Raw genomic sequence first — 18,697 nt, 5'->3', positions numbered from 1 at the left:
AAAGATCCCCCCCTGTCTAATTTTTTATCTCTATTTTTGACATTTTTTCATCACATTTATAACTAAAGCATTTCAGGAGATAAAAATGAAGACAAATATTTTATTTACCCTTTCTACTCTCACTATTGCCGTTAATGCAGCCGCTGCTGTAGGTGAGCCCGTTAAACAAGGCACAAGCAATAATGGTGGTTTAGCTGTTGGTGAATCTGCAACTGCCACTGCAAGCTCTTCTGTTGCTATGGGGCAAGGAGCCAAGGCATCTGCTAATTATGCCAATGCTATCGGCGGTGGTAGCCAAGCTTTAAAACAAGGTGCCATTGCATTAGGGCAAGCAACAGTCGCAAAAGAAGACTATACGATTGCTGTTGGCTTTGGTGCGCAAGCTAATGCTGGGAAGGCTATTGGAATTGGTTATGGTACAAGGGCTAATGGTACTAGCTCACAAGCTATCGGAGACTCTGCAAAGGCAGAAGGAAATAAGGCAAATGCTATTGGACCAAATGCGGAAGCGAAGGGAAATATGTCCAATGCGATTGGTTCTGGAGCTAAAGCAAATGCTGATTATACTACCGCAATCGGCGGTGGTAGTCAGTCCTTAAAACAAGGTGCTATTTCAATAGGGCAAGCAACAGTGGCAAAAGAAGATAATACTATTGCTGTTGGTTTCGGCGCGCAAGCTAATGCATCAAATGCCATGGGATTTGGGTTTGGTGCAAGAGCCAATGCAAATAATTCCATAGCTTTTGGTGGCACCAATGATGTTGCGAATACGGCATCTTTTAATAACCGAAAAATTACTAATGTGTCTAATGGTAACATTGCACAAAATAGTAAAGAGGTCGTTAATGGTGGGCAACTTTATACTGTACAAGAAGATTTAAAGAAAAAAGTAGATGCTGGCACTGTTGGTGCACCAGGCAATGCATCACTTGCTGTAGGCGAACGTTCTAAGTCAACGGGTTATTTATCTATCGCTATGGGGGTTCAGTCTGAGGCATCGGATAAGTTTACTATGGCAATGGGCATTAATGCTAAAGCTCATAATGAGAATGGTATTGCTATCGGTAATGCAGCAAAAGCAGGTGCAACTAATGAGGACTATGCTAATGCGGATATCTTTGATCGCATTGACCCTGAAACAGGTAAACCTTTATATAATGTTTCCCCTGGTGGCGATCCTCGTACGATCCGCTCGGGGGCTATTGCTATCGGTAATGGAGCAGAAGCGGTTGGGTATCGTAATACTGTTATAGGTGAAGCTGCCAAAGCAGGTATTATTATTGACCGTGATGCATATAATCATCCAAATAAATTTGGCTTAGGTGCTGTGGGGGCAACGGCGATTGGTGCGGCAGCCATTGCTGGAGGAAGTCAGGCTACTGTTGTTGGTAATGGTGCGGTTGCGGAAGGAAAACTCAGTGTGGGAATGGGAACTCGCAGTTATACAACTGGCAAAGCGGATACGGCTGTTGGAACTTACTCTGTGGTAACAGAAGATAGTGCAGTAGCACTTGGTGCATATGCTCGTGCAGATCATAAAAATTCTGTTGCTTTAGGAAACAGTTCAATTACCGAAGATGTTAAAGCAACTGCTTCTACAACCATTAATGGTAAAGAATATACGTTTGCAGGTGGCGATCAATCGCAAGTGGTAGGAACCGTTAGTATTGGTGGAAAAGGCGTTGTTGGTTATACCGATACTACCAATGAAGGGCATTGGAATGATCCTGCTCATTATACGAATGGTAATGGTCGTACCGATATGGATAATGCCATCTATCGTACTATCACTAATGTCGCAGCTGGTCGTATTAACGCAGATAGTACCGATGCAATTAATGGTAGCCAGCTATACGCTGTTATGGGTGCAACTGAAGAGAACAGAAAACTTATTGAAAATAATACCATCAAGCTTGCACAAACTGATCACCGTATAAATCGCCGTATAGATAGTGTCGAAGAAGAATCTCGTGCAGGTGATGCGATGAATGCTGCATTAGCCGCATTAAAACCATTGCAATATGATCCTAATGAGAAGTTTCAAGTGATGGCAGGTACTGGGCGTTTTAAAGACAAACAGGGATTTGCATTGGGTGTGGCTCATCACATCAACGAGAACTTGTTGTTAAATGCTGGGGCAGCTTATTCAGGCAGTAAGTATAAAATGTGGAATGCAGGTATCACTTATCGCTTTGGCTCATCAAACCAAAAAGCGCCTGTTATCAAGGTATCTAATGATGAACAACGCATTCGTTCTCTTGAGCAAGAAAATATGATGCTAAAACAACGTTTAGCAGCAATTGAAGCGAAATTATCTAAATTAAAATAAAGATTATTAAGCCAAATAAAAAGACTTAACGCTGATCTGCACCCCAAAAGTTGGACTTATTATCCAGCAACAAAGGTGCAGATTTTTTATAACCCAATACAGCCAAACATTTAAACAACAAGCTGTTGATTTCTACTTTCAACACCACGAAACGCTTTCTTTAACCTGTCATACATTACTAGAACTTGTTATCAAAGAATATGTTCATTATTACAATGAGAACAGAATGCAATAAAAATTAAAAGGACTGAATCCTGTTCGATACAGAATTCAGTCCTTAAATGAGCATCCAACTTTTCAGGATCAGATCACTTTTCAGCCAAACAAAAAATTACGCTGCAAACGGATCTTGTAAAATCATTGTTTGAACACGATCTGGCCCTGTTGATAAAATCGCAATCGGCACACCGGTAACTTCTTCAATACGTTTGATATATTTACGTGCATTTTCCGGTAATTGATCAAAATCAGTCACACCGAAAGTGGTTTCCGACCAACCCGGTAATGTTTCGTAGATTGGTTCAACACCTTCCCATTTTTCGGCTGCCAACGGCGCATATTCCAAAATCTCACCATTCGGCATTTTGTAACCCACACAAATTTTGATCTCTTTAAAACCATCCAATACATCAAGTTTAGTCATACAAAAACCAGAAATAGAATTTAATTGAATGGCACGACGAACTGCCACCGCATCAAACCAACCACAACGGCGAGGGCGACCGGTTACTGCTCCAAATTCATTTCCTTTACGAGCAATTTCCATACCAACTTCATCAAATAATTCTGTGGTGAACGGACCGCCACCAACACGGGTACAGTAAGCTTTGATAATACCCAATACATAATCAAGATTACGCGGCCCGAAACCTGAACCAGTTGCCACACCGCCGGCAGTAGTATTTGAACTGGTAACATATGGATAAGTACCGTGGTCAATATCCAACATTGTACCTTGTGCACCTTCAAACAGAATATTGTCACCTCTTGCTCTCGCTTGATGCAAAATAGTAGTTACATCTGCCACCATAGCCTTGATAATATCAGCAACTGCTTGAATATCCGCAAGCGTTTTATCATAATCTACCGGTTCAACTTTGTAGTAATGAACTAATTGGAAATTGTAGTAATCCAAAACATTTTTTAATTTTTCCGCAAATACTTGCATATTGAATAAATCGCCAACACGTAAACCACGGCGAGCAACTTTATCTTCATAAGCCGGCCCAATACCACGCCCAGTTGTACCGATTGCTTTTTTACCCAATGCTGCTTCACGTGCGTGATCCATCGCTACGTGATAAGGTAAAATTAACGGACAAGCTTCAGAAATTAACAAGCGGTTACGAACATCCACACCTTTAGATTCCAATTCCCCCATTTCCTGCATTAATGCAGAAGGCGATAGCACCACGCCGTTACCAATCATACAAGTTACATTTTGACGCAAAATGCCTGATGGAATAAGGCGTAATACTGTTTTTTCGCCATTAATAATTAAAGTATGCCCTGCATTGTGTCCACCTTGATAACGAACAACATATTTCACACGATCCGTTAAAAGATCAACAACTTTACCCTTTCCTTCGTCGCCCCATTGAGCGCCAAGAACTGCTACACTTTTTCCCATAATTTTACCTTTAGGTTCTCTATTTCAGTTTAAAAAAATCTATCCTAGCCAAGAAAATACTTTACTACCAGATACATAAAATGCCAAACCAATCTTTTTCCAAATTCAACATAAAAAAAGCCTCTATTGAGGCTTTTCAGTTACTTTTGCCCTTGTGGACGTTGCATAAATTGGAAAAACTCACTATCCGGTTTCAAAATCATCATATTATCGGATTGAGCAAAACTCTTTTCATAAGCTTTTAAACTACGAATAAAGTTATAAAATTCCGGTGCTTGTCCAAAACTGTCAGCATAAATTTTCGCTGCAACAGCATCACCTTCCCCACGTAACTCTTGTGCAGTTTTATTTGCATTAGCTAAGATCACAGTTACTTTACGATCAACATCCGCCTGAATAAATGCCGCTTTTTCACGACCTTGAGAGCGGTGTTCACGTGCTACTGCATCACGTTCTGCACGCATACGCTGATAAATAGAAGAAGAAACTTCCACCGGCAAATTAATTTGTTTAATACGAACATCTACTACTTCAATACCCAATTCTGAGGTGCTTTCCGCTCCTGTATTTAAGGCTTTTTTCGCATCCAGCATTAATTCACCTCGAGTTCCGGAAACAATATCTTTAATGGTACGAGAACCAATTTCAGAACGTAAACGATCATTGACTTTGCGTCTTAACAGGCTATCTGCACGCAAATAATCCCCACCACCGGTTGAAGTGTAGAATTTACCAAAATCGGCAATACGCCATTTCACATAAGAATCAACTAATAAGTCCTTTTTCTCAACGGTTACAAAGCGATCCGCTTGCCCATCTAAAGTTTGGATTCTCGCATTTAAAATCTTAATTCCATCAATAAATGGAATTTTAAAATGCAATCCCGGACTATATACCACCACTTTATTATCAGCATCACGTTGTACTTTGCTAAAACGCAACATAATACCTCTTGTGCCTTCAGGTACTACAATAATGCAGGCGTAAACAATAACCGCAATCACAGCTAAAATAGGAATTACAAACTTACGCATCATTAAAATCTCCCTTGACGATCTACTTCAATTGTTGTTTGTCCTTTTGCATCTGTGACCGGTTTAGTCATTGGTGCTGATGATGTTAGCGGCACTTTCGGCATATCGCTCACTTTTTGATGCTGTTCACTCGGATCCTCTGAACTTTTCTTCCCTTGTTTTAACAGTTGTTCCAACGGCAACACAGTTAAATTATTGCTATTATCCAATAACACCTTTGGTGTTCCCGCCATCACTTTTTCCATAGATTCCAAATATAAACGGTCTTTCAATAATTCAGGATTTGCTTTAAACCCAGGCAATAATTTAGCAAAACGTTCCGCTTCACCTTGTGCATCCAATACAACCTGTTCTTTATAAGCTGTCGCCTGTTCTACAATACGTTGTGCATTACCGCGCGCAATTGGTTCACGCTCTCTAGCGTAAGCTTCTGCTTCACGAATCAAACGTTGTTCGTCTTCTTGAGCTTTAATAGCATCATCAAATGCATCTTTAACTTCTTCCGGTGGACGGGCAGATTGGAAGTTAACATCAATGACTTCTAAGCCCATATTGTAAGGTTTAATAATGTCATTCAATGATTTCCAAGTCCGTTCACGCACTACAGAACGCCCTGTTGTCAAAATATTATCCATTGTCATATGACCAATAACATAACGCAATGCACTGTCTGTCGCTTGACTTAAACTATCTTGAGGATCGACCACATTAAAAAGATAACGTGCCGGATCCTGAATACGATACTGTACGGTCATTTCAACCGTAACCATATTTTCATCCTGCGTTAACATTGAACCTTGAGTTTTCAGTTCACTGATGCGTTCCACATTAACCGGAATCACACTATCAATAAAAGTTGGTTTCCAATTTAAACCCGGTTGAACGATCTTTTCCAATTTCCCAAAACGCAATACCACACCACGTTCTGCTTCTTTGATAGTATAAAATCCTGAAACTACCCAAACAATCACGGCAATAATCACCGCAAAAATAGCTAATTTACCGAAACCTTTAGAAGAAATTGCCGCACTTGAAGGGCGTTGTGGATTATTATTTCCTTGCCCACCTTGATTCAATTTATTGAAAAATTTTGATAACTCTTCAAGCAAATCAGGTGGATTATTGTCATTATTTTGTTGTTGATTTGGTTTTTGATCTTGTCCAGATGTGCTATTTCCTTTGTTCTCTTGTTTATCCGAACTTCCCGGCTTTGACCAAGGATCCTGCCCTGAATCATTCCACGACATATTTTTCTCCTTTTAAGTGATAAAAGACTATAAAAACGATTTATGCAAATTCAAGTATCACACTTGTTTGTGTTCACACTAAAAAACAAAATTACAGAATAATGTAATTTTTGCAAAGTGTTCAGTCTAAACAAAATCCGCTGATAAGTCTAACAAAATTCCCTAACTTATTGATGGGCTTGCAGCAAATTTAAGCTCAGATTTATAATGCTGATCCTATTAAATTTATATTGTTATCTTTATGTTGGCTTTATTTATTGCAATCGCTATTTGGGGCAGCTCATTACCAATCGGGAAATTAGCATATCACTCTTTTGAACCGGTAATTTTAGTGCAATTTCGTTTTTGTATTGCTGCTTTTATTGTTTTACCAACCTTTATGCGTTGCTATCGCCATATCGCATCACATCATTACAAACAATTAATATGGCTCTCTTTTCTCAATTACCCTGTTGTTTTTCTCTTACAATTTATAGGCTTAAAATACACTTCCGCTTCCAGTGCAGTAACAATGCTCGGTTTACAACCCTTGATTATGGTATTTGTCGGCGATCTCTTCTTTAAAGAAAAAACTGGAAAATTTGACTATTTTCTCGGACTACTCGCATTTATTGGCATCGCCTTAGTGGTGAGCGATGATGATCCGAACAGTCAAATTGATGTTTTAGGTTGTTTTTTAGTGTTGGCTTCCACCGTCGTTTTCGCTTTCACCACCCGTTGGGCTAAAGCGATAATGAAAGAAATTTCTCCTCGTAATTACACCGCCATTACTATCGTACTAGGAATGCTGTTATGCTTGCCATTCACCCTATTATTAAATCAACAATGGCATTTTAATCCACCTATGATCGATCTCATCGCCCTCCTTTATCTAGGTATTGTTTGCAGTTGGCTAGCACCAAAAATCTGGAATAGCGGTTTACCATTCGTTTCAGCTAATATTTCCAGCGTGATCTCAGCACTTGAACCGATATTCGGCATTATTTTCGCTATATTGTTCTTACATGAAAAAATAAATTGGAAAATTGCAAGCGGTATTCTGCTCGTTTTAGGCGTAACCCTCGTTTTCATTCTGCACACTATCCGACAGAGAACGGCAAACAGCCACACATAAACCGCCCTATCTTCAAAATCTTTGGAACATTGCTATAATAACGAACTATCATAACCAACAAAATGGAGATAAAAATGAATCAAATTAAATTAAATCAGCCAGCCAGCCAGCCAGCCAGCCAGCCAGCCAGCCAGCCAGCCAGCCAGCCAGCCAGCAGGATTGTAGTGCCAGCCTCGCACAACAGCAAGCGTTTTTAAATGATTTAGATGCCCGTTTATGGGCAGCGGCGGATAAGTTAAGAAACCAGCTAGACGCAGCCAACTACAAACACATCGTTCTCGGTTTTATCTTCTTAAAATACATCTCCGACAGCTTCACCGCCTTTCGTGAAAAGCTCCAAGCCCAGTTGCAAGATCCCGAAAATCCCCTTTATATTGATCCCAACGACTATTCCCCTGAAGAATATCAAGCCTTGCTCCACAGCGAAATGGAACTGCAAGACTACTACACCGCCGAAAACATCTTCTGGGTGCCAGAGCAAGCCCGTTGGGAAAACATCAAAAACATTGCCATTCTCAACAAAGGCACAGAACTGCCTTGGGGCGGCACATTCCGCGGCGTTGCCAGCCTGATTGATGACGCATTCACCGCCATCGAAAAAGAAAACCCCAAACTCAAAGGCATCATTCAACGCATCTCAGGCTTTGATGTGGAAGAACAAACCCTCATCGGCTTAGTCAATCTCTTTTCTGATACCCATTTCAACCGCCCCACCCTCAACGGACAGCCCATCTCAATGGCAGCGAAAGACATCTTAGGCCACGTTTACGAATACTTTCTCGGACAATTTGCCCTCGCCGAAGGCAAAAAAGGCGGACAATATTTCACCCCAAAATCCATCGTTAGCCTGATTGTCGAAATGCTCGAACCCTATCAAGGGCGAATTTACGATCCCGCAATGGGTTCAGGCGGCTTCTTTGTACAAACGGAAAAATTCATCGCCGCCCATCAAGGCAACATCAACAACGTCTCCATTTACGGGCAAGAATTCAACCCCACCACCTGGAAACTCGCCGCAATGAATATGGCGATTCGCGGCATCGAATTTGACTTCGGCAAAGGCAACGCCGACAGCTTCCGCAACCCACAACACCTCGACAAAAAAATGGATTTTGTAATGGCAAACCCGCCTTTCAATATGAGCGACTGGTGGAGCGAATCCCTACAAAACGACCCACGCTGGCAATACGGCACACCACCACAAGGCAACGCCAACTTCGCTTGGCTACAACATATGCTCTACCACCTCAGCCCCAAAGGGCGAATGGCATTGCTGCTCGCCAACGGCTCAATGAGCAGCCAAACCAGCGGCGAGGGCGAAATCCGCCAAAAACTCATCGAAGCCGACCTTATCGAAGCTATGGTTGCTTTACCGGGGCAACTGTTTACCAACACCCAAATCCCTGCCTGCATTTGGTTGCTGAACAAAGCCAAAGCACGCAAAGGCGAAGTGTTGTTTATCGATGCCCGCGAAATCGGCTATATGAAAGACCGCACGTTACGCGACTTCACCGCCGAAGACATCGCCCACATCGCCAACACCTACCATTCTTGGCAAAAGGATCAGGGCTACCAAAACCAAGCAGGCTACTGTTACACCGCCAGCCTTGAAGAAATCCGCCAAAACGACTTTGTCCTCACCCCTGGGCGTTATGTCGGCACAGCAGAACAACAAGACGACGGCATACCCTTCGCCGAAAAAATGCAAAAACTCACCGCACTTTTAAATGAACAGTTTGCACAAGGGCGAGCGTTGGAAGAAGAAATTAGAAAGAGTTTGGGGATTTAGGAGAAAATAATAATGGAATGGATCGAAACAACTATTCGGGAATATTGCCCTTTATCTTACGGTAAAGGATTACCACAGACTAAAAGAATTTATGGCATATACCCTGTATATGGTTCAAATGGTATTGTTGGTTATCATAAAGAACCTAATGTTACATCTCACGGCATAATTATAGGTAGAAAAGGAAGTGTCGGTGCTATTCACCTATCAGAAATACCATTTTGGGCAATTGATACAGCCTTTTATATAACTAAAGAAAGTTTATCCGAATTAAAATTCACCTATTTTCTTCTTAAAACTCTAGATTTAAATAATATGAATTCTGATAGTGCCGTACCAGGACTAAACAGAGATAACGCCCATTCAATAAAAATTAAAATACCTAAATTACAAAAAGATCGTGAAAAAATTGGAGAATACTTATCTACCTTTGATCAAAAAATAGAACTCAACACCCAAACCAACCAAACCCTAGAGCAAATCGCACAGGCGATTTTCAAGCATTGGTTTATCGACTTCGCCCCCGTACACGCTAAAGCCAACGCCTTAGCCTCAGGGGCAAGCCCAGAGCAAGCCGAACTTGCCACAATGGCAAGCCTTAGCGGAAAAACCCTTGCAGAAATCACCGCACTTCAACACACCGCCCCCGAAGCCTATCACCAACTCCAACAAACCGCCCAAGCCTTCCCTAGCGAGTTTGTGGAAAGCGAAATGGGATTAGTGCCGAAGGGGTGGGAGTACCGAATAGCAGAGGATCTTTTTGATATAGGAATAGGAAAAACGCCACCAAGAAAAGAAAGTAAATGGTTTTCTACCTATGAGAAAAATAATATTGAATGGATTTCCATTAAAGATATGGGAAATTCAGGAATCTATATATCAAATAGTAGTGAATATTTAACTCCAGAAGCTATTAGTAGATTTAATATCAGGAAAATTCCTGAAGATAGTGTCTTATTAAGTTTCAAACTTACAATAGGACGAATATCAATAACAACAAAAGAAACTACCACAAATGAAGCTATTGCTCATTTTAAAACAGGTAAATCATCCTTAACTACAGAATTCTTATACTGTTACTTAAAAGATTTTGATTTTGATAATTTGGGCAATACGTCTTCAATTGCAACTGCTGTAAATTCAAGGACTATCAAAAATATGTATATATTATATCCTTCTGAAGAAATACAAATGTGGTTTGTTAAGAAAGTAAAAAATATATTTAAAAAGATAAAATCTAATACTTTAGAGAACGAATATTTAACTAAATCTAGAGATGAATTATTGCCTAGACTTTTGAGTGGGGAGATTGAGCTATGAATAATGAGAATTTTTTTGATGAGATTACTATAGATACATTAGATGAGTTTAATAAATATATCAAAGATAACATTCTTTCATCACTAGACATAAGTGATACAGATATACCAAGTGAAATAAATATTATAGATATAAACTATAAAGTCCCAAATCGATATTTTAGAGGATATTCAAAAGATGATTATCTGTTACAATCTACTTTAGAAAGAGAAATAAGTAAACTTATAACTAACCCTACTAAAGAAGTATATAATGATATACAAAATGATTACTTATCAAAATGTAAAGAACTTCTTAGGGGAAAACTTCCAGAACAAAGTTTATTATTGACAGATCAATTTGATGATGAAATATGGGCAATAGGACAACATTTTGGATTAAAGACACCATTATTAGATTGGACTTATTCTTTTAATATTGCATTATTTTTTGCATTTAAAGATTATAATGAAAATACTTCTAAAAATAATGAATATAGAGTGGTTTATTGCTTAAACAATTCTTTAGCTACCAATATAAAAATTATTGAACCAAAAATCGATATAGGAGGTAGACTTAATGCTCAACAAGGTGTATTTACAAAATACTTATACTCAGAACTTCAGGAAATACTCGAAAATACAAATCAATCTCCACTGACAAAAATTGGATATTATCCATTAACAAAGCTAAAAATTAAATCATCATTGAGAAATAAAGTTATAAGTTATTTAAATAAAATAAATATTAATAACTCAACTTTATTTCCTGATATAACAGGCGCAATTATGGATTGTCATTTACATCTAGACAATATATTAGAACTAAAAGGGCTAGAATATACTAATGCTCAATACATTTATTAAATATAATAAACAATAATATTAGTTTTTTCCTATCACTAAAACAGTAATAAAGGACAAAAAATGCACATCAACGAATCCACCATTGAAAATTTAGCACTGGAGCAGTTGCAATCGCTGGGCTGGCGGTATGCCTATGGCAAGGAGGTGCTGGCTGGGTTGGCTTATCCTTGGCGAGAAACCACGCAAGCAGTGGTGTTAAAGCCGTTGCTGTTGGAAGCCTTAGCGAGGATTAATCCCCATTTGCCGTCTGCGGTATTGGAAGAGGTGGCGGCGGAGGTGTGCAAAAGTGATATTGCTCCGCTGGCGGAGCGTAATCAGCGGTTTTATCGTCAGCTCAAGCAAGGCGTGGCGGTGCGTTATCAGGAAAACGGACAGGAAAATCACGATGTGGCGTTGTTGGTGGATTTCAGGCAGCCTGAGCAAAACAGTTTTTATGCCATTAATCAGTTGGAAATTCAAGGCACAAAAGGCAAACGTATTCCTGATATTCTATGTTTTATCAATGGTTTACCGATGGCGATTTTTGAGCTGAAAAATCCTGTTAAGGTGAATGCTGGCATTGATAAAGCCTTTGAGCAGTTGCAAACCTATAAGCGGGAAATCAGCGATTTGTTTGTGTTCAATCAATTAATGGTGATTTCAGATGGCACAACCGCTCGGCTTGGCTCGCTCACGGCGGATTTTCAACGCTTTTTGCCTTGGAAAGTGGTGGACGAAAGCCAGCAAAGCCAACGCATTCCTTTTGAAAATGAGCAAACAGGGCTGTTGCAAGGGCTGTTTTCGCCTGCGGTGTTGCTCGATTATGTGCGTGATTTTGTGGTGTTTGAAAGCGATAGCCGTGGACAAACAGTGAAAAAAATCGCCGCTTATCATCAATTTTACGGCGTGAATGCAGCGGTAGAATCCACCATTGCCGCCTATTTGGGCGATAGTCGCAAGATCGGCGTGATTTGGCATACGCAAGGCTCGGGCAAATCGCTGTCGATGCTGTTTTATGTCGGCAAACTCATCAGCCAGCCTGAATTGCAAAATCCCACCATTGTGGTGGTTACCGATCGCAATGATTTAGACGGTCAGCTATTTGCTACTTTTAGCCAAGATCAAGACATCACCCGCCAAGCCCCCATTCAAGCCAACGGTCGGGAAGAATTGCGTGCGGAGCTGGCGAAGCGAGAAAGCGGTGGCATTATTTTCACCACCATTCAAAAATTCGGCTTGCGTGAGGGCGAGGAGCAACACCCCGTCCTCAATGACCGCCGCAATATTATTGTGATCAGCGATGAAGCCCACCGCTCACAATATGGCTTTTCGCAAAAAATCAACCAGCAAGGGCAATATCGTGATGGCTATGCCAAATACCTGCGTGCCGCCCTGCCCAGCGCCAGTTTTATCGGCTTTACGGGTACGCCGTTGAGCCTTGAGGACAAGGATACGCAAGAGGTATTCGGGCGTTATATTTCCATTTACGATATTCAAGACGCGGTGGAAGACGGGGCGACCGTGCCGATTATTTACGAAGCACGCCAAATTCCCTTGCAAGAAAGCCAGCAGTTTCATCACGCCGTGCAAGAAGCCCAAGCCATTTTAGAGGAAGACGAAGAGAGCTATTCTTTCCGCTTGCTGGAACAATTAATGGGAACAGAACAACGCCTCGCCCACCTCGCCCAAGACTTGGTGCAACATTTTGAAGCACGCAATCAACTTTCAGACGGCAAGGCGATGGCGGTGGTGATGAGTCGCCGTATTTGCGTGAAATTATATAATGAAATCATTAAATTACGCCCCGATTGGCATAGCGATGATGTCAATCAAGGCGTGGTGAAAGTGATGATGACGGGCAGTGCTAGCGATTCCGAAGAAATGCAAGCCCACGTTTACCCGTTCACCGAGAAAAAGCAGTTAGAAAAACGCTTTAAAGACCCCGATGATCCGCTCAAACTGGTGATCGTACGAGATATGTGGCTCACGGGCTTTGATGCCCCTTGTTGCCATACGATGTACATCGACAAACCAATGCAAGGGCATAACCTGATGCAAGCCATTGCACGGGTAAACCGTGTTTTTCGCAACAAAAGCCGTGAAAATGGCGGCTTGATCGTGGATTATATCGGCTTGGCGGAGGAGCTGAAAAAAGCCACCCAGCAATACACCAACGCAGGCGGCAAAGATGCCGTTACCACTGATATTCATCAAGTTTTCCAAAAAATGTTGGAATATCTAGACATCATTCGTGGGCAATTCGCCAGCCCTGTGGACGGCAAACCCTTTGATTTAACAGCGGCATTACACATTAGCGAGCCTGAAAAATTACTCAATGCCATCTGCCACGCGGCGAACCATATTTTAGCCTTAGATCGACAAAAAACAGCGGAAAATCACACCGCACTTTATCCGCAAAAATCCGCACAAGGGGAGAAAACCCCACGCAAAAATGCCTTTCTGCAAGCGGTGCGACTGGCGAAAAAAGGCTTTTCCCTGTGTGGCTCAATGGAAGAAATCCAGCCCTACCGCCAGCAAATCGCCTTTTATGATGCCGTGCGTGCCACTATTGTGAAGCCTGAGCAACAGCACCGCCCCAACTCACCCAAAGAGCGGCAATTAAAACTGGTTACCCTGCTCAACCAAGCGGTGCGTTCAGACGGCGTGGTGGATTTGTTCGACTTAATGGAAGAAGAACGCCCCGATCTTTCTCTGCTTTCCGAAGAATTTATGGGCAGAGTGGAAGCCAGCGACACGCCCGATTTATGGCTCTCAGCCATTGAAGGCTACCTGAAATCTTCCATTAAAAACAAAACACAGAACAATCTCGGCACGCAAAAAACTTTCGAGCAACGGCTCAAAGAAGCGATGAACCAATACCACAACCACAATTTAAGCGTAATGGAAATCATCAAAGAATTAGTGGCAATGGCGAAAGACTTCGAGCAACACCTCTCGCGTGGTAGCTCGTTAGGACTAAGCGATACAGAGCTAGCGTTTTACGATGCCTTAATCCAAAATCAAAGTGCGGTGGAAAAAATGGAAGATGCTACCCTCACCGCCCTCGCCAAAGAAATCACCGCCCAACTGCGTAAATCCGTCACCATCGACTGGCAGCATAAAGAAGCCGTGCGAGCCAAAATGCGTGTGTTAATCCGCCGAGCTTTGCTGAAATACAAATACCCACCTGATTTGGCAACGGACGCCATTGAATTTGTATTGAAACAAGCGGAAGTGGTGGCGGACAATTTGAGCAGTGAATAAAATACTCATTTTGATGCAAACAAAACAGTGATTTTTGAAAAGCAGTTTCCCTGTTAAAATAATGTTTTCCTATTTTACTGTGAGATAATGATGAGATTATTACAAACTTTTTTAATGTTAACGGCTACTACTTTACCTTTTATAGCAAACGCACATAATTTAGTAATTGGTAAAGCCCCTTTGACTATTAACGATGTGCAAAGTGGAGAAGTATTACTTAACGGTAATAACGTGCAATATCAAGCGTGGAGTAGCGATCGCCTTAATGGTAAAGTGCGTGTTGTTCAACATATGGCTGGGCGTATTTCGGTAAAATCAATGAATGATCCATTAATGGACAAAATTAAAGCAGCTAAATTCCCGCACGATAAATATCAAACCACCACAATTGTTAATATCGCAGATGCTACACTTGGTATGAGCAGTATGGCAAAAAGCAAAACCGAACGTGGTAAAAAAGATTTTCCTTACACGATTGTGGTTGTTGATGATAATGGCAAAGTCAAACAGCATTGGCAATTACAACCCGAAAATGCACTAATTTTAGTATTAGATAAAAATGGTATTGTCCGATTTGCCAAAGAGGGGAAATTATCTGAACAAGAAAATCAGCAAGTAATTGATTTAGTTTCTGATTTGCTTAAATAAAAATACCCCACTCAACGTGGGGTATCAACGACTTGTTTTCTGATAAACCTAATTTAACATTAAGCAACAACGCCAAATTTTTCTTTCATTAATGCTTCAAAATCAGTACAACCGCCGATTGGTTTTTCATCAATAAAAATTTGTGGCACAGTTTCCACCGGTTTACCAACAGATTTAGAAAGATCTGCTTTACTGATACCTTCTTCGATAATATCAACATAGCGATAATCAAAATCCTCAACGGTGTTTTTCAATTTTTCTGCCAACTCTTTTGCTCTTCTGCAATATGGGCAACCTGAACGACCAAAAATTACTGTATACATTATTGACTCCTTATTCAATTAATTAATAAAAACGCCATTATTGTATCGCAAGATAAATAAGAACGTGAAATTATTTTAAGCATTATAGCGATTGGTATATCATATCAATTAAAATCGTTTTAATTGAAAAAATTTTTATTAAGGGAGTAACTTATGTCTGTAGATGCAATAAAAACATTACACCATCACCGTTCTATCCGTAAATTTTTAGATAAAGAAATTGATGCCAACTTGCGTGAGCAATTGATTCAATCTGCCAGAATGGCCTCTTCCTCCAACCACTTACAATGTGTTTCTATTATTCGCGTAACCGATCAGACAATGCGTCAACAACTGATGGAATGGTGTTCTAATCAACAATATGTTGCTTCAGCTCCTGAATTTTGGGTATTTTGTATCGACTTTGCCAAACACGCTGACATTTTCCCACAAGCACAACTGGAATGGACTGAAGTGCTGTTAATTGGAGCAGTTGATGCCGGCATTATGGCACAAAATGTTTTAGCTAGTGCTGAATTACTCGGATTAGGTGGTGTTTATATCGGCTCTTTGCGTAATCAGATGGCGAAAGTTGGGGAATTATTGCAACTGCCAAAACACACACTGCCTTTAGTCGGAATGTGTTTAGGTTACCCGAATCAGGATCCGCCACTAAAACCACGTTTGCCAAATGAAATGATGTTTTTTGAAAATCACTATCAACCGTTAGATAAAAGCAAATTAGCTGAATTTGATCGGCTCACTGCCGACTATTACCAAGCTCGAAGCAATATTGACAACAACTGGAGCAAAAACGTCATCAAAGCATTAGATAAACCTGTTCGCCCAGGTGTACTGCCTTATTTGCATCAACAAGGCTTTGCTAAAAAATAATGTCTCAATGCAAAAATCAACATAAGATGTTGTTCCAAAGGAGTTTTGATGAAACTACTAATGCTCTGCCGTGAGCCTCGTCTTTATAGCTGTGTACGTTTGCAGGAGGCAGCGATTGAAAGCGGTCACCAAATGGATATTCTCGATCCTAATCGCTGTATTCTACAACTGCCTCATCAAGGCACGCCTCGCCTTTATTATCAGGCTATAGATACACAAGATTATCAACCATTACCACATTATGATGGTGTTATCCCTCGTTTTGGTACTACCAGTACTGAAATGGGGTGCCGAGTTCTACGTTATTTTGAAACACTCAGCACACCGATTCTTAACAGTTCGCAATCTTTTGCTCTTGCACGCGATAAATGGCAAAGCCTGCAAGTGCTACATCAACATCAATTACCGGTGCCAACAACCACTCTAGGTGGTAATGAAGTGAATGCAGAATTAATCTCGCAGAATATTGGATCTCCGGCAATTTTAAAAACATTGACCGGCGCACAAGGTATCGGAGTAATGTTAATGCCGGAAAACAACAGTACCACCAGTGTGCTGGAAACTCTAAAACACGCCAATATTCCTGTGTTAGCACAACAATTTATCAGTGAAGCTAAAGGTGATGATTTACGCTGTTTTGTGATTGGAAATCGCGTAATTAGCTCAATGGAGCGTCAAGGCAAACTCGGTGAGTTTCGAGCCAATTTTCATCGCGGTGGTAGTGCTGTGCCAACAACTTTAACGTCACAAGAACAACAATTAGCTATTAAAGCAGCACAAGTCATTGGGCTAGATATTGCCGGCGTAGACATTATCCGCACTCATCAAGGCCCAATGATCTTAGAAGTTAACGCTAGCCCCGGTTTAGAATTAATCGAAAAAACCAGTAAACTGGATATCGCACTGCAAATGATTGTTTATTTAGAGAAAAAAATTATCGCCGCTTCATCAACAAAATAAATTAAAGGAATAATATGACACCTGAAATCATCCCATTTTGGCAAGCAATCACTAGCGCATTGTCGGAAAAAGAGCCTCAAAAAAAATGTGAGCTAGTAAATCAATTAATGGTACAAAATTGGCAATGGCAACTGCTTGAAAATATTGATAATTATCCGATAGTTACACCAAAAGATGAAATTGTTGGGATTCCTGACAAACCGAAATTAGTCGCACCGCAAGATGTACCGAAACGGGCGTTTTCCAGTGCTGAAGGTTACGCCGCTATCTTTCACGCTATTGCACATATTGAATTCAATGCAATTAACCTTGGCTTAGATGCGGCGTGGCGTTTTGGCCGTGATGCACAGCAACAACTTGGGCAAGGCATTGCTTTTGTTAAAGATTGGCTGAAAGTGGCACACGAAGAAACTTATCATTTTTCACTGGTTAAACAACATCTGCAATCGCTTGGTTACCAATATGGTGATTTTGAGGCTCACGCCGGTTTATGGGAAATGGCTCAAGCCACAGCTCACGATATTTGGCAACGAATGGCATTAGTACCTCGTGTATTGGAGGCACGTGGTTTAGATGCCACTCCACCATTACGAGAAAAAATGGCTCAGCGTAAAGATTCTCGTGCAGTTGAGATTCTCACCATTATTCTCAATGAAGAGATCGGACACGTCGCTATCGGTAACCATTGGTATCACGCACTTTGCCAACAACGTAATCTTGATCCTCTTACTAGCTTTTCCGAGCTTCTACGTCAATATCGAATTGTTATTTTCAAAGGGGTAATTAATACAGATGCTCGCTTACAAGCTGGTTTTACGAAATTTGAACTTAACTGGATTAAAGAAATTGAGGAGTCGTTACGCAAAGACAGGAAAGGAGATCTTTAATATACATTTATGGTTTCTATTTGAAGCCATAAACTCTTATCCAAAATATTACATAACCCATCTAATCGCTTTAAGCACCTGTCGCTTTCTTGCAAATGCCGCTGATACGATGTTCTCATTTTCGGTTGTTAGGTGATGGAAGATGGCGAATGCAGGAAATTTGATACATCATATTATTGGTTATTGGCTGATTTAGGCGGAACATATGTCGTGTTGCATTATTGCTTTCTTGTAAGAAAGCAAAGTAGTAACTAAAAAAAACGCTAACCTCTCGGTTAGCGTTTCTTCCTTTAATTTATAACCTGGCAGTGACCTACTCTCACATGGGGAATCCCCACACTACCATCGGCATGACAACATTTCACTTCTGAGTTCGGCATGGGGTCAGGTGGTGCTATTGCATTCTCGCCGCCAGGATTATCCTGTCTATACACTGCTTTTTCCTACTTTCTGCT

The 18,697-nt window shown here is 40.8% G+C and carries 14 protein-coding genes and 1 rRNA gene; 10 read left to right on the top strand and 5 right to left on the bottom strand.

All coding sequences use genetic code 11. From position 1 onward, the window contains the following. Positions 1-85: 85 nt before the first annotated feature. Positions 86-2,329 (top strand): YadA-like family protein, encoded by a 2,244-nt coding sequence (locus P375_RS00245; protein ID WP_052121758.1) that lies wholly within the window; start codon positions 86-88, stop codon positions 2,327-2,329. Between the two features lie 331 nt (positions 2,330-2,660). Here the strand turns inward: P375_RS00245 and P375_RS00240 are convergent, their stop codons facing one another. The 3 genes from P375_RS00240 to hflK all read right to left on the bottom strand — a co-directional run bounded on the left by P375_RS00240 (position 2,661) and on the right by hflK (position 6,240). After that, positions 2,661-3,959 carry an adenylosuccinate synthase gene (locus tag P375_RS00240; protein ID WP_039132966.1) on the bottom strand — a complete coding sequence of 433 codons (1,299 nt, stop codon included), beginning with the start codon at positions 3,957-3,959 and terminating at the stop codon, positions 2,661-2,663. Positions 3,960-4,099: 140 nt separating this feature from the next. Then, positions 4,100-4,993 (bottom strand): protease modulator HflC, encoded by an 894-nt coding sequence (gene hflC / locus P375_RS00235; protein ID WP_039132972.1) that lies wholly within the window; start codon positions 4,991-4,993, stop codon positions 4,100-4,102. Positions 4,994-4,995: 2 nt separating this feature from the next. Next, on the bottom strand, positions 4,996-6,240 hold the full coding sequence (gene hflK, locus P375_RS00230; protein ID WP_039132964.1) for an FtsH protease activity modulator HflK: 1,245 nt from the start codon (positions 6,238-6,240) through the stop codon (positions 4,996-4,998). 241 nt (positions 6,241-6,481) lie between these two features. Between hflK and P375_RS12060 the strand changes: the two genes are divergently transcribed. The 6 genes from P375_RS12060 (at position 6,482) to P375_RS00200 (ending at position 15,199) form a co-directional block, all read left to right on the top strand. Next, positions 6,482-7,354, top strand: a complete 873-nt coding sequence (locus P375_RS12060; protein ID WP_039132963.1) for a DMT family transporter — start codon at positions 6,482-6,484, stop codon at positions 7,352-7,354. Between the two features lie 88 nt (positions 7,355-7,442). Continuing rightward, complete coding sequence (locus P375_RS00220; protein ID WP_052121757.1) at positions 7,443-9,143, top strand: HsdM family class I SAM-dependent methyltransferase; 1,701 nt, start codon at positions 7,443-7,445, stop codon at positions 9,141-9,143. A gap of 12 nt (positions 9,144-9,155) precedes the next feature. After that, a complete protein-coding gene (locus P375_RS00215) occupies positions 9,156-10,463 on the top strand; it encodes a restriction endonuclease subunit S (RefSeq protein WP_039132957.1) in 1,308 nt (435 codons plus the stop codon). Beyond that, positions 10,460-11,308: an FRG domain-containing protein gene (locus P375_RS00210; RefSeq protein WP_052121756.1), complete on the top strand. Its 849-nt coding sequence runs from the start codon at positions 10,460-10,462 to the stop codon at positions 11,306-11,308. The genes P375_RS00215 and P375_RS00210 overlap by 4 nt, the downstream gene beginning before the upstream one ends. Positions 11,309-11,368: 60 nt before the next feature. Then, complete coding sequence (locus P375_RS00205) at positions 11,369-14,551, top strand: type I restriction endonuclease subunit R (RefSeq protein ID WP_039132954.1); 3,183 nt, start codon at positions 11,369-11,371, stop codon at positions 14,549-14,551. Between the two features lie 87 nt (positions 14,552-14,638). Further along, on the top strand, positions 14,639-15,199 hold the full coding sequence (locus P375_RS00200) for a YtfJ family protein (RefSeq protein WP_245176399.1): 561 nt from the start codon (positions 14,639-14,641) through the stop codon (positions 15,197-15,199). Between the two features lie 59 nt (positions 15,200-15,258). Here P375_RS00200 and P375_RS00195 read toward each other — a convergent pair whose 3' ends face one another. Next, positions 15,259-15,522 (bottom strand): GrxA family glutaredoxin, encoded by a 264-nt coding sequence (locus P375_RS00195; RefSeq protein ID WP_039132950.1) that lies wholly within the window; start codon positions 15,520-15,522, stop codon positions 15,259-15,261. Positions 15,523-15,675: 153 nt separating this feature from the next. On the opposite strand from P375_RS00195, the gene nfsA reads away from it, so the two are divergent. From nfsA to P375_RS00180, 3 genes are read left to right on the top strand one after another with little or no spacing between them, the layout of a single operon-like run. Further along, positions 15,676-16,395, top strand: a complete 720-nt coding sequence (gene nfsA, locus P375_RS00190) for an oxygen-insensitive NADPH nitroreductase (protein WP_039132949.1) — start codon at positions 15,676-15,678, stop codon at positions 16,393-16,395. Positions 16,396-16,443: 48 nt separating this feature from the next. Next, on the top strand, positions 16,444-17,355 hold the full coding sequence (locus P375_RS00185) for a RimK family alpha-L-glutamate ligase (protein ID WP_039132947.1): 912 nt from the start codon (positions 16,444-16,446) through the stop codon (positions 17,353-17,355). Between the two features lie 14 nt (positions 17,356-17,369). After that, positions 17,370-18,242 (top strand): ferritin-like domain-containing protein, encoded by an 873-nt coding sequence (locus tag P375_RS00180; RefSeq protein ID WP_039132944.1) that lies wholly within the window; start codon positions 17,370-17,372, stop codon positions 18,240-18,242. A gap of 300 nt (positions 18,243-18,542) precedes the next feature. Here P375_RS00180 and rrf read toward each other — a convergent pair. Then, a 5S ribosomal RNA gene (gene rrf, locus P375_RS00175) occupies positions 18,543-18,658 on the bottom strand. Between the last annotated feature and the right edge of the window lie 39 nt (positions 18,659-18,697).

The organism is Gallibacterium genomosp. 2, assembly GCF_000771895.1.
Lineage (GTDB): Bacteria > Pseudomonadota > Gammaproteobacteria > Enterobacterales > Pasteurellaceae > Gallibacterium.
This window is presented reverse-complemented; position numbering and strand designations above follow the sequence as displayed.

Coding starts and splice junctions, on each gene's coding strand:
- P375_RS00245 (WP_052121758.1), top strand. CDS start 86: ATGAAGACAAATATTTTATTTACCCTTTCTACTCTCACTATTGCCGTT.
- P375_RS00240 (WP_039132966.1), bottom strand. CDS start 3,959: ATGGGAAAAAGTGTAGCAGTTCTTGGCGCTCAATGGGGCGACGAAGGA.
- hflC (WP_039132972.1), bottom strand. CDS start 4,993: ATGCGTAAGTTTGTAATTCCTATTTTAGCTGTGATTGCGGTTATTGTT.
- hflK (WP_039132964.1), bottom strand. CDS start 6,240: ATGTCGTGGAATGATTCAGGGCAGGATCCTTGGTCAAAGCCGGGAAGT.
- P375_RS12060 (WP_039132963.1), top strand. CDS start 6,482: ATGTTGGCTTTATTTATTGCAATCGCTATTTGGGGCAGCTCATTACCA.
- P375_RS00215 (WP_039132957.1), top strand. CDS start 9,156: ATGGAATGGATCGAAACAACTATTCGGGAATATTGCCCTTTATCTTAC.
- P375_RS00210 (WP_052121756.1), top strand. CDS start 10,460: ATGAATAATGAGAATTTTTTTGATGAGATTACTATAGATACATTAGAT.
- P375_RS00205 (WP_039132954.1), top strand. CDS start 11,369: ATGCACATCAACGAATCCACCATTGAAAATTTAGCACTGGAGCAGTTG.
- P375_RS00200 (WP_245176399.1), top strand. CDS start 14,639: ATGATGAGATTATTACAAACTTTTTTAATGTTAACGGCTACTACTTTA.
- P375_RS00195 (WP_039132950.1), bottom strand. CDS start 15,522: ATGTATACAGTAATTTTTGGTCGTTCAGGTTGCCCATATTGCAGAAGA.
- nfsA (WP_039132949.1), top strand. CDS start 15,676: ATGTCTGTAGATGCAATAAAAACATTACACCATCACCGTTCTATCCGT.
- P375_RS00185 (WP_039132947.1), top strand. CDS start 16,444: ATGAAACTACTAATGCTCTGCCGTGAGCCTCGTCTTTATAGCTGTGTA.
- P375_RS00180 (WP_039132944.1), top strand. CDS start 17,370: ATGACACCTGAAATCATCCCATTTTGGCAAGCAATCACTAGCGCATTG.